This is a genomic window from Psychromonas sp. MME1 (genome assembly GCF_041080865.1).
Lineage (GTDB): Bacteria > Pseudomonadota > Gammaproteobacteria > Enterobacterales > Psychromonadaceae > Psychromonas.
The window spans coordinates 1924953-1937275 of the sequence record NZ_CP160906.1; the positions used below are offsets into that span (position 1 = coordinate 1924953).

At 39.1% G+C, this 12323-nt stretch carries 9 protein-coding genes; 5 read left to right on the forward strand and 4 right to left on the reverse strand.

Features of this window, described 5'->3' with window-relative positions:
- Window positions 1-5 precede the first annotated feature (5 nt).
- On the reverse strand, window positions 6-929 hold the full coding sequence (gene nifU / locus AB2N10_RS08765; RefSeq protein WP_369433710.1) for a Fe-S cluster assembly protein NifU: 924 nt from the start codon (window positions 927-929) through the stop codon (window positions 6-8).
- A gap of 368 nt (window positions 930-1297) precedes the next feature.
- On the opposite strand from nifU, the gene nifB reads away from it, so the two are divergent.
- The 4 genes from nifB to glnD all read left to right on the forward strand — a co-directional run bounded on the left by nifB (window position 1298) and on the right by glnD (window position 6641).
- Complete coding sequence (gene nifB / locus AB2N10_RS08770; protein WP_354624052.1) at window positions 1298-2791, forward strand: nitrogenase cofactor biosynthesis protein NifB; 1494 nt, start codon at window positions 1298-1300, stop codon at window positions 2789-2791.
- Between the two features lies 1 nt (window position 2792).
- Window positions 2793-2987, forward strand: a complete 195-nt coding sequence (locus AB2N10_RS08775; protein WP_354624051.1) for a 4Fe-4S dicluster domain-containing protein — start codon at window positions 2793-2795, stop codon at window positions 2985-2987.
- Between the two features lie 181 nt (window positions 2988-3168).
- On the forward strand, window positions 3169-3957 hold the full coding sequence (map, locus tag AB2N10_RS08780) for a type I methionyl aminopeptidase (RefSeq protein WP_354624050.1): 789 nt from the start codon (window positions 3169-3171) through the stop codon (window positions 3955-3957).
- A gap of 68 nt (window positions 3958-4025) precedes the next feature.
- Complete coding sequence (gene glnD / locus AB2N10_RS08785) at window positions 4026-6641, forward strand: [protein-PII] uridylyltransferase (RefSeq protein WP_354624049.1); 2616 nt, start codon at window positions 4026-4028, stop codon at window positions 6639-6641.
- A gap of 224 nt (window positions 6642-6865) precedes the next feature.
- Here glnD and AB2N10_RS08790 read toward each other — a convergent pair whose 3' ends face one another.
- The 3 genes from AB2N10_RS08790 to AB2N10_RS08800 form a co-directional block, all read right to left on the reverse strand.
- Window positions 6866-7099, reverse strand: coding sequence for a hypothetical protein (locus AB2N10_RS08790; RefSeq protein ID WP_369433711.1), 234 nt, complete (start codon window positions 7097-7099; stop codon window positions 6866-6868).
- 384 nt (window positions 7100-7483) lie between these two features.
- Window positions 7484-8023 (reverse strand): hypothetical protein, encoded by a 540-nt coding sequence (locus AB2N10_RS08795; RefSeq protein WP_369433712.1) that lies wholly within the window; start codon window positions 8021-8023, stop codon window positions 7484-7486.
- 459 nt (window positions 8024-8482) lie between these two features.
- Window positions 8483-11248 (reverse strand): EAL domain-containing protein, encoded by a 2766-nt coding sequence (locus AB2N10_RS08800; RefSeq protein ID WP_369433713.1) that lies wholly within the window; start codon window positions 11246-11248, stop codon window positions 8483-8485.
- 336 nt (window positions 11249-11584) lie between these two features.
- Between AB2N10_RS08800 and AB2N10_RS08805 the strand changes: the two genes are divergently transcribed.
- Window positions 11585-12319: a dienelactone hydrolase family protein gene (locus AB2N10_RS08805; protein ID WP_369433714.1), complete on the forward strand. Its 735-nt coding sequence runs from the start codon at window positions 11585-11587 to the stop codon at window positions 12317-12319.
- Window positions 12320-12323 lie beyond the last annotated feature (4 nt).

Below are 12323 nucleotides of genomic sequence, written 5' to 3' on the forward strand. Positions count from 1 at the left end.
CTCTTCTAACTTACATGTGCTAAGTGCGCAAGATCTTGCAACTCTTGCGGTTCATGCGTGAGCGGCTCTTGGTTAACAACGGGAACGGCAAAACCTAATTTTTCACTGATTTGATCCTGTAACCAACCGAGGGTGATATCCGTCATCATGCAGCCCGTACAAGCACCAGATAGACTCACTGTTATTAAATTCTCACTGGCATCCACCAAACTCATATCCCCCCCATCGACCTGTAAATAGGGGCGTAAGTTAGTGATAATTTCCTGGACTTTTTGCGTCAGTGAGTCCATTTTTTGCGGCACTATATCTACCATTGGCGCTGCAACATGACCCGTTGCCGATGGGCATGTGCCCTGTTTTTTTGCCATCACAGCATCAATTACCCGTTCTATTTTTTCATGGCACCCCGTACAAGCTCCGCCCGCTTTGGTATAGTTGATGACATCATCAATAGTAGTCAGCGCATGTTTTTCAACGGCTCTGGTTATTTTTCCTTCATCGACGGCAAAACAGCGACAAATCAATTTGCCCTCTTCATGATCATCAGCCTTTAATTCGATACCACGGTAGTTAGCAATCGCCGCTTCTAGCGCTTCTTGTCCCATCACCGAACAGTGCATTTTTTCCGCTGGTAAGCCACCGAGGTAATCAACAATCTCTTGGTTGGTCACTTGCTCTGCTTGCGCAACGGTTTTACCAATAATCAGTTCTGTTAATGCCGATGAAGATGCAATCGCACTACCACAACCAAAGGTTTGGAAACCGGCATCTTCAATAATATCTGTCTCTTCATTTACTTTTATTGTTAAGCGTAATGCATCACCACAACTAATAGAGCCAACATCACCAATACCATTGGCATCACTTAATGCTTTGGCATTTCTTGGATTAAAAAAATGATCTTTTACTGTTTCTGAATAGTTCCACATATACACCTCTCAAATAATCAATTCCATATTGCATTAACTAATTGCAAAACTCAGACCAAACAAAACAACCTTAAAATTCAAGAACTTAAGAAAATCAAAACAGAAAAGAATGATGACATACAACAGGCTTATGTGAGCTTTGTCGGTTATGGTACACAACGTAAATAATACAAAATGAGGGATTAAAATGGATTATGTAAATTTTCCTACAATTGTCTTCTATAACACCACCTAACTACTCATAAATTTATTACAAAAACCTTTCAAGAAAAATAAACCACTATTTATCAACAACTTGAATCAACAGCGTGTAATGGTACAAAGATTGCAATTTAGCTAGTAATCATTCTTTCTAGGTAGGCAATATTATGGATAAAATAAATAAAGAGATGAAAACGGACACAAAACACAATAGCCGTCCAAGCTGTAAAACGAAATGTGAGAGTGATCTACTTAGCTCTGATATTAAACTAGCACAATCGGCGGATAGTAGTTCGTCAATGGCTTTGCATCAGTTGCAGAAAGTATCGCAACACCCCTGCTATTCAAATAATGCCCACCATAAATATGCACGAATGCATTTGGCCGTCGCCCCCGCCTGTAATATTCAGTGTAATTACTGTAATCGCAAATATGACTGCGCCAATGAATCTCGCCCCGGCGTCGTCTCTGAATTACTGACGCCTGAACAGGCATTATTAAAAGCACAAGCCGTTGCCAAGGCAATCCCACAGCTCTCGGTTATTGGTATCGCCGGGCCGGGCGATCCCCTTGCAAATCCAGTGCGTACCTTAAGTACATTAGCCTTGATCCGCGAGGCGATGCCCGACATCAAGCTTTGCATATCGACAAATGGCTTGGCCTTAAGTGAGCATGTTGATGAATTATTAAGACTTGGTGTGGATCACGTTACTGTCACTATTAATGCATTAGATGAGGTCATTGCCGCACAAATCTACAAATGGATTTATCTCGATGGCAAACGTTATGAGGGAGTTGAGGCGGGAAGAATGCTCATACAACGGCAGATGGAGGGCCTGCAAGCACTCTCTAAAGCCGGCATCTTAACCAAAGTAAACTCAGTATTAATACCGGGGATCAATAATGCCCATCTACCCGAACTCAGTAGAGAGTTAAGACGTAACAATGTTTTTCTACATAACATTATGCCTCTAATTAGCAAACCCGAACATGGCACCCATTTTGGCCTCACGGGGCAAAGAGAGCCACTAGAAGCTGAGCTAGAAGCGGTGCGTGAAGCATCGGGCGGTAACGTACAACAGATGAAACATTGTCAACAATGTCGTGCCGACGCAGTTGGCATGTTAGGTGAAGATCGAAGCAGTGAGTTTCAGGTTAAAGATCTACAGGATACCCCTGCCGATTACAGTGAAACCATGCTTGCTCGTAGCCGTTTTCAATCGGCGATCGCCAGTAAAGGCGCCTCCGAAAAACAAGCTTCATTTATTGTTGCCATCGCCAGTGAAAATAGCGAACAAATCAATTTACATTTCGGCCATACCGATTGCTTTAAGTTATACCTGATCACGGAAAATGAACAACACTATCTTGGCGAACGGCGCATTAAACGCTACTGTTCGGGCAGTGATGAGTGTGATGATAATAGTATCTCAGGCCATAACGACAGCTTAAGCAACGCCATCAAAGCATTGCATGGTGTCACTCTGTTATTATGTTGCCGTATTGGCACTGATCCACAACAGGCTTTAACAGAGGCTAACATCCTAGTGGACGTCGATTACGCCTATCATGCTGTGCCAGAGGTACTACCGACTCTATTCTCTAAATATAAACAACTAGCACAAAAGAAATGGCAACAACAACTCTGTAAGGAAGCGTAATATGGCCCTACAAATTGGTAAAAAATGTTTTTCTTGTTACGCCTGTGAAACGGTCTGCCCTGAAGAGGCAATCAGTCAGACCAATAATATCTTTAGCATTAATGCAACTTTATGCAGTGAGTGCCAAGACTTAGCAACACCGCGCTGTATCGCTATCTGCCCTGAAGCTGGCGCGATAACAAAGGTAGAATCATAATCAAGAATAGATTGAGATGTTAGCAAGGAAGCAAGCCTTACTAACATCTCTTCGCCTGCCACAGGAAAATCACACCGCTATTTCCCTAACAATAAAATGGTCTAACTTCACTGGCTTCATGGTGATAAATTCTTTATAGTTATCCTTTCAAGATTCATACAACAAAATAGAGTAGAGATAGATGGCTGGAATCATTAAAACGGCGGAAGAGATCGAAAAAATGCGCATTGCAGGGCAACTTGCTGCAGATGTACTAACAATGATCGCACCTTTTATTCAAAAAGGGGTGACGACCAATGAATTAGACAAACGTTGTCATGATTTTATTGTCAATGAACAACAAGCGATTCCTGCACCACTTAACTACCATGGTTTTCCAAAATCGATCTGTACCTCTCTCAACTATGTGGTTTGTCATGGAATCCCTAATGATAAACCGCTCAAAGAAGGTGATATTGTCAATGTCGATATCACCGTCATCAAAGATGGCTATCACGGCGATACATCACAAATGTTTGTTGTGGGGAAAGCGACTATTTTAGCGGAGCGTTTAATTCGCGTTGCTCAAGAATGTTTATATATTGGCATTAATCTAGTTAAACCTGGCGCAAGACTAGGAGATATTGGTTCTGCTATCCAAAAACATGCCGAAAAACACAACTACTCCGTGGTTCGAGAATATTGTGGCCATGGTATTGGCGCAGGTTTTCACGAAGAGCCACAGGTTTTACATTACGGCAAAGCGGGTACTGGTGATGTCATCAAAGCAGGTCAATGTTTTACCATTGAACCTATGATTAATGCAGGTAATAAAGCCTGTAAAGTACTAAGAGATGAGTGGACCGTTGTCACCAAAGATAAAAAACTCTCTGCACAGTGGGAACATACGCTATTAGTAACAGAAACGGGTTGTGAAATTCTCACACTTCGCCCAGAAGAAACTATCCAACGTATTATTAATCACGACTAAATATAACAGTATGACTATACCGCTATTGCTCAATAGCGGTGACTTGCCTATGTGGTATCGAGGAAAATATGGATTTTGAGACACTCTCCCCTGCTAATATCAGTGACGATAAACTTACCCTTAGCTATTTAAAAAACAACCTCAAACAATTTCAACAATGGCAGATTGACTGTTTCAAAGCGCAACAGGATATTACTGAAATCGTCGCTTGCCGTGCTAATTATATTGATCAACTACTGATTCGATTATGGGACCATTTTGCACTCAATGAACTCTATGATTTAACCCTGATCGCCGTCGGAGGTTATGGGCGTGGTGAGTTGCATCCAAAATCTGATATCGACATATTAATTCTCTTTAAAGAGAAGCTTGATAAAGAGACAGAAAATAAAATAAGCGACTTCATCACACTACTATGGGATCTTAAACTTGATATCGGACACAGTGTACGCAGCTTAAAAGACTGCGTTGAACAGGGGCAAGCAGATATCACCGTTGCCACGAGTATGATCGAAGCGCGCTATATCAAAGGAAATCAAAACGTCTTTGATAAACTCACCGAACTTGTTGAAAATAAAAACTTTTGGCCATCAGATCGATTTTTCACCGTGAAACGTGAAGAGCAAAAAACGCGTCATTGCAACTGTCGTGGTGATGGCTATAGCTTAGAGCCCGACATTAAAAATGGTTGCGGTGGCATGCGCGATATTCAAACTATTGCTTGGATAGCCAAACGCCACTTTAATGCACAAAGTTTATTAGAGTTAACCAGTTACGATTATATAACCCAAGGTGAATATCGCGAGTTAGTTGATTGCCAAAGACAGCTTTGGTCGATTCGTTTTGCCATACACACCGTCACCAATCGGCCTGATAATCGCCTTCTGTTTGATTTTCAAAATGATGTAGCCACTTTCTTGGGCTATACCGGAAAATTTAATCAAGCGATTGAGCAGATGATGAAGGCGTTTTATCAAACCATTCGCCGCGTTAAAGAGCTTAATGAAATGTTACTACAATATTTTGATGAAGCTATTTTAGGCAGCAATATTGAAAAACAGAGTGAACAAATTGATAACCACTTTCAACTGCGTGGTGACATGATTGAGTTAACCACCCCATCATTGTTCAATGACCAACCTGAATCTATTTTACAGTTGTTTTTGCATGTTGCAGAAGATCCTCGTATCAAGGGGATCTATTCACCGACCATGCGTAAATTACGTGAAGCAAGACGCTGTTTGACACAATGGTTACAAAATATCCCTGAATGCCGCACCATTTTTATGCGCATCATCAAACACCCCAAAGGAATGGGCCGCGCTTTTACGCTAATGTATGAACATGGCGTACTCGCTGCTTATATTCCACAGTGGAGTCGTATTGTTGGGCAAATGCAGTTTGACCTATTTCACGCTTACACCGTCGATGAGCATACCCATAAACTGATTGAAAATATCTATAACTACCCTGAAAGCAAAGAGATACATCCGCTTGCCAATGAAATTTATCACTATTTAGAAAAACCCGAGCTGCTCTTTTTAGCCGCCATTTTTCACGATATCGCCAAAGGGCAAAAGGGCGATCACTCCACACTTGGTGCAATGGATGCACTGGCATTCTGTGAATTACATGGGCTCAATCGCCATGAAAGTAAATTTGTCGCTTGGTTAGTGGCTCATCATCTTATTATGTCTGTCACAGCTCAACGCCGAGATATCAGTGATCCACGTGTGATTGTTGAATTTGCAACCGTCGTTCGCGATGAAAAACAGCTAAACTATCTCTTTTGTTTAACCGTTGCTGACATCTGTGCCACCAATGAAGAGACATGGAATAGCTGGAAAGGCACCCTATTACGTGATTTATACTACAGCACCTTAAAAATGTTACGAAGAGGATTGGAAAACCCACCGGATATTCGCGACCGTATTCGTGATCGAAAACAAAAAACCTTAGGCTTACTAGCTACATACGGCATAACAGAGGAGGAGGTAAAACCACTCTGGAAACGCTTTAACCTGTACTATTTTTTCCGCTACAAATCAGCGCAAATCACTTGGCATACGGTCAATTTATTAAAACATCAAGACCATAGCCAACCAATGGTGCTAATTAGTGATCAAAATGAACGTGGTGCAACGGAAGTCTTTGTTTATCATAAGGATATGCCATCACTCTTTTCCTCAGTGGTGACTGAAATTGATAACAAAAAGCTCAGTGTCCATGATGCAAAAATACTCTCCAGCCGTGACGACTTTTCATTAAGTACATTTACCGTGCTAGAACAAGATGGCGAACACATCGATCCCGATAAAATACAGCGTCTTAAAGAGGCGATAGAAATGGCACTCATTGCCCCTGAAAAGGTCAATATGCAACAAACTCGCTTAGCACGGGTTAAAAGGAAGTTTAAATTTGAACCCGAAATCACCTTCCTACCAACGCGTCGCAAACGCACACAAATTGAATTAGTTGCCTTTGATGCACCGGGTATATTAGCCAATATTGGAGAGGTGTTTCGTTGTAGTGGTTTAGTACTTGATACCGCCAAAATCACCACCATTGGTGAACGAGCAGAGGATCTATTTATTGTTTCAACGTTGGATGGCAACGCATTAACCGAAGAGCAAGAGATTCGCTTAAAAGCGCAGCTAATAGCTGAACTAAGCCCTGAAATATAAGGCTCTCCCAAACGACCTTGCTTGCTCTGTGGATTCATTTCACGGGCAAGTTTACCCTTCTGCAACAACGTAAAAGGCAATACTAATACCAATCCGCATAAGCATCTGATCTATCTTGTTGGTTAAAATAATAGATAACAACGTTGCATTCCATCGTAATAGCGCTATTACTCAATCATGCGAATTGCTATAACGCTTCTCAATTAATGAACTAATTCACTTCATTAGTCATCGATTGTTGTTGTTCCACACTTTTCACATATAAGGTGTCTAGAAAAATCATCCATTGCAGCAATAAAAGGGCCGACCATCAACCCTTTAATTAAGCCTGCAATGAATTCCTTTCTCTTACGGTTTTTCACGTTTTTAAAAGGATTGGGCTTCCTCACTAACACCAAAATATGGTGTGTACTTGCTGCGCATGATTTACAAAAACACATTTCCGTTTGCTTTAACACAAAAGCTCCTTTTTTAAGACAGTGAGGTTGTAGAATTTCTTATTACCTCCCTAGTTATATAGAAAAATAGAATAACTCACATTTAATTGATAGTAAATTGATAATTTAACTTTTCAACTGCAGTGATCTTTTTCCTATTCAAAACGTAAATATAAACGACTTTTGCAATGCATTGAGATAACAATGTTTGATTATTATTTACAGCAATTGGAACAATCCGCTGCTAAAGTAAATGTATAATACCAATCGGATTAAGTATGTGATGTAAATTTTGCGCAGGAAAAATGGCTTAATTTGAGACGTAAGTTGACGCAAATGGTTGTTCCCTTTGCGAAACTTACAACAAAAAAGTAAGTTATTTTAACCAGTAAAATAGATAGGTTTTTAATTTATAATTTGAGTGAAATTATTATCAAGAGATATGGATGAATGTCTTGTTTCAACCGTTTCGCCAAGGTTTGAACCAGACTTTTGACCAAAATATAATTTTTCACTATCAATATAAATTAAAGTGTAATTCGGAGAGAAATCTCGATTACCTGAATTATAAATAAAAATTTCATTTAGACCATTAGCTTCTATACTTTCTTCACTTATTACTTTACCTGTAATTTCAAATTTCGAGATATCTAAAGTATCAAACATCATTGAGTCACATTCAGTATCTGTTGGATGAAAATACTCTGTTCGATAAGTGGATCTCAACGAAGAATCTATGCTTAGCTTAATCTTGACATTCCAAGCTTCTTTTAACTCGTCGCGCGATAATTTATTATAAGGAGAGCATTCTTTTTCCCAATATGTATTAGATAACTTTGCTATAGGGTCACTTTTTGACGTTTCAGTAGCACTATCTCCGTCAGAGCCACCACAGGAAAACAAGAATATTGACGAAAGAGCAATGGTAATCGTTAAATTTTTCATTTGTATTCCATAATTTGATAAAACCTAACAAGACAGTGTAGTATATCTTTTCAGCCTGATAATATTAAATAAAAAGCACGAAAACTCATAATTTATGAAATTCAATTAATTATTTTTTTCATCACGGACTGATAAAGTGATACTGAAGATTTATATCGACATGCTGAAAATTCAACAATAGCATGTATTGAACTGAAGTGCCTTAGTGCTATGTTAAACGAATATGCACAATAGTTCCGTATCAATTAATTAAAGCGATGAATAAAATAAAGGGGGCGATAAAAATTATCCCCCTTATTTATTTGTAGTAGCTCAGACTTTTTCTCTATTGCAGTACCATGGGCATCGCAATTCACATCAGCATCTGCTCTATCTTATTGGTTAAAAAAATAGAAAACAGCGTTACATCATTTTTCCTCAACAAGCTATGCCCATCATATTATGCGAATTGGTATCACGTTAACATTTTACCGGTTTTTCTATTCCATACCCCTGCACATAATCAACCCCAATCTCCTCAAGCAGGTCACATATTTCTTGATTTTCTACAAATTCTGCGATTGTTTTTATATTCATCATATGTGCGATGTCATTAATTGAACGAACAATTGCAAGATCCGTTTTTTCAGTCACTATATTTTTAACAAGGCTCCCATCAATTTTTAAATAATCTACGGGCAAATTTTTAAGGTACCCAAAGGAAGATACACCGCTACCAAAATCATCTAAAGCAAACTTGATACCCAATCCCTTCATTTCATGAATAAACTCTAAAGCTTGTGATAATTGCGATATAATCGCGGTTTCTGTGATTTCAAAGCAGATTTTTTGTGGTTCAATCGAAGAGTTCCTTACCAACTGCAGTACGTTGTTAAAAAACTCTTGATTACTTAAACTAATGCCAGACAAATTAATCGAAACAGTGGTATTTTGATCAGGAAAAAACTGTTGATAGCGTTCAAAAATAGTTGTTAATACCCAATTATCTATAAGACCAATGACACCATGTTTTTCTGCTGCGGGAATAAATACCCCTGGTGGCACCATATCACCATTTCTATCACAATAACGTATTAATATCTCATAATGAGGGGCATCCCCCGTGCTATTATCCAATGGTTTAATCAACTGTTTAGCAAGATAAAACCTTTTCTGCTCAATCACTTGACTCACATTAGCAATATACCCCATCTGTAATTCATCTGCATATAAGTTAGCCCCAGAAGAATCAGCAATATAAACCCTACCGCGGCCTAAATCCTTCGCTTTATAACAAGAAAGGTCCGCTTTACTTAGGAGTTCGGTAGCCGTTAAGCCTTTACAAATGGGTACAGCGCCAATGCTCACTCCCACATCAAAATAACAATCATTCCAATGGTATTTATAATTCGATACATTTCGAATAATCATTTCACAGATGGATTGCACTTCAACAGGTTGTTGCGCTTTAATAATCAAACCGAATTCATCACCACCAAGTCGCCCTAAAGTATCTGTATCCCCTATTGCATTCGCAATTACCTGCGCCACTTCGGCAAGCATAGCATCACCAATTAGGTGTCCGGCAGTATCATTAACCAGTTTAAAATGGTCTAAATCAAGAAAACAGACAAAGGCAGTCACTTTATCCCCTGACTGCTCTTTCACCACTTCTTTTAATTTTCGATTAAAATTACTGCGATTAATTAAATTTGTTAATGAATCATAATCAGCTTGATAGGCAAGTTGTTGAGATAGTTTTAGCTCATGTGTAACTTCTTTGTAAATACCTCGATAGCCTAAATATTGAAATTTATCATTAAACAAAGGTTTACCTTTAACCATAAATACCTTAACGTCATGGTCAGCAGATTTGACTTTAAAAATAAGATTATCCAAAGCTACCTTGCGGGCCAACGCTAGGTTGTAATCAGCCCAAGGAAAGTCAAATACTTTCTTATTTTCAAATAGCAAATCAATTCTATTTCCAATCATCTGCTGGCTATCAATACCAAAAGCAAGTTTTGCATCACCAGATAGATAACTAATACAATTGTCTACATTTGTTTCCCAAAAAATATTCGCACCAGCATGGGCTAAATCTTTATACCGCGTTTCATTTTCCAATAGAATACGGCGATTATGTATCCCGCGACGAATAATTTCCGTTAATAGAATAATCACGATAATAAAGACAATAAATGCAATGCCGACCAACCACACAATCAATTTATACTGCTGATAAAAAGTTCGCTCCTGATTAATAAGTTCACTGTTTAACGGCAAGGGCATTGTTGATAAATGGTGATAATTTTTAAGATTTTCCCAATTAAAAATCCAACGGCTCTTGGCTTTCGTTATCGCTGGAATATCGGAGATACTTACACCAGCTAAAAGCTGCTTAATCATTAAAGCAGCTCTTGCTGCATGTTGCCGCCCATCTAGCTCGTGCGCACCAACCACTCCATAATCTAATGTTGTAATAGCAATGGTATATACGGGGTTAGTTATACGATCAGTCACCGCCTTTACACCATCATTCCAGCTTAATAAAGCATCATTAAGCGCTGGGCTGACTAACTGCCCGATTAATAACACGGGAATTTTTTCACCAATCCCCTGAAAAGATGCTGTAATAGTCGTGTCTTTCAAATCATCAATAATGGTGACTTTTGCCGGTGATTCAGGGTGGTTTTTGACTTGTTCAATTTTCCAAACATTTGCTTTTCCAGCCTCGGATTGATCTGTTATCACCACCACGTGGTTTTGCCCAGTGTGATTTTTTATATCTATCAACGTTTGACCAATATCTCTATTTTCAAAAACCCCTGTCATGTTAGGCTCATTGACTAACTCCTCTGATACGCGGTTTATGCCTAAGAAAACAATCGGCACTTCAGGAAAAAAACGAGAACGATTGGCTCGAATTAAACTAAGAGCTGCATCATCAGAGATAACTAAAACATCAATGACGGTATTTTTGTATTTATCGCGGAGATAGTTGATAAACAACGAACGAAATTCCTCTTTTGGATTGGGGAATCGCTTGGCATCCATATACTCATGAAATAGACGGGTATCATTATCGTCTTTAAAAGCATCATTAAACCCCTGCTTTAAAAAACTGGTCCAACCATGTTCACCATGATAAGAGTGAATGAATAGCACATTATTAATGGCACTTGCGGGGCTTGATAGACTAAACAACAATAGTATTGAAATATAATAAAAGAAACAATGTCGCATATTTATACCTATAGATTTACCATATTATTTTTATTGTAGGTATTTGTTGAATGATTTAATAACAACAATAACCACTACAGCACAGCAACTAACAAAATTAAAGCACGCTGAAACAGGTAATTATAACGCAAATGTTTGATATCAATGAAATAAAAAGCAATTATCACAAACATATGCGACCAGAGTCACACTCGGCCATTTATGGCTAGAATAGATAATTATTGGGTTAACTATAAGCAATGAAATGGCTCAGCGGCAAGCTTCTGATACTTTTTTTAACAGCAATTTCAACAATCCGCTGCTAAAGTAAATGTATAACTGATGAGGTGATTAGGTATGAAAGCAATAGGTTTAGGATTAGCATTATTAATGAGTTTCCCCGTTGCAGCGCAACAGGTTATTTATCAATTAGATGGCAAAGATTACCAAGGATATTTTGCTAAAGCGCAGGGAACAGCAAAAGGCAGTGTACTGCTCATTCATGACTGGGATGGCTTAACTGAGTACGAAATAAAACGTGCAGATATGCTCGCAAAACTCGGTTATAACACCTTTGCCGCTGATCTCTATGGAAAGGGAAACCGTCCCGTAGAAACGCAAGCCAAAAAAGAGGAAACCGGCAAGTTATATAATGATCGCGATAAAATGCGCCGTTTAATTTTAGCCGGCATCAATGAATCGAAAAAATTGAGCCAAGATGAGATGGTGGTGATGGGTTACTGCTTTGGTGGAGCTGCGGTGTTAGAGCTTGCTCGATCTGGAGAAGCGCCAGCGGTGAAAGGTTATGCTACTTTTCATGGAGGATTAACAACACCCGATGGGCAAAACTACAATAAGCTAACAGCGCCAATTTTTGTCGCCCATGGCGGTGCAGATAGTGGAATCCCATTAACTGAGGTAGCAGAGTTGGGTGTACAACTTGAAGCGGTAAAGGCTAATTATGAAATTCAAATTTATTCTGGTGCTCCACACGCCTTTACGGTGTTCGGCTCTGAAAGGTATCAAGAAGTGGCAGATAAAAAATCTTGGCATACTTTGATCGATTTTCTTGAACAAAATCTACACCCCTGATGGA

Bases quoted from the DNA above. Each gene is read 5' to 3' on its own strand.
- nifU (WP_369433710.1), bottom strand. From the start codon at position 929: ATGTGGAACTATTCAGAAACAGTAAAAGATCATTTTTTTAATCCAAGA.
- nifB (WP_354624052.1), top strand. From the start codon at position 1,298: ATGGATAAAATAAATAAAGAGATGAAAACGGACACAAAACACAATAGC.
- AB2N10_RS08775 (WP_354624051.1), top strand. From the start codon at position 2,793: ATGGCCCTACAAATTGGTAAAAAATGTTTTTCTTGTTACGCCTGTGAA.
- map (WP_354624050.1), top strand. From the start codon at position 3,169: ATGGCTGGAATCATTAAAACGGCGGAAGAGATCGAAAAAATGCGCATT.
- glnD (WP_354624049.1), top strand. From the start codon at position 4,026: ATGGATTTTGAGACACTCTCCCCTGCTAATATCAGTGACGATAAACTT.
- AB2N10_RS08795 (WP_369433712.1), bottom strand. From the start codon at position 8,023: ATGAAAAATTTAACGATTACCATTGCTCTTTCGTCAATATTCTTGTTT.
- AB2N10_RS08800 (WP_369433713.1), bottom strand. From the start codon at position 11,248: ATGCGACATTGTTTCTTTTATTATATTTCAATACTATTGTTGTTTAGT.
- AB2N10_RS08805 (WP_369433714.1), top strand. From the start codon at position 11,585: ATGAAAGCAATAGGTTTAGGATTAGCATTATTAATGAGTTTCCCCGTT.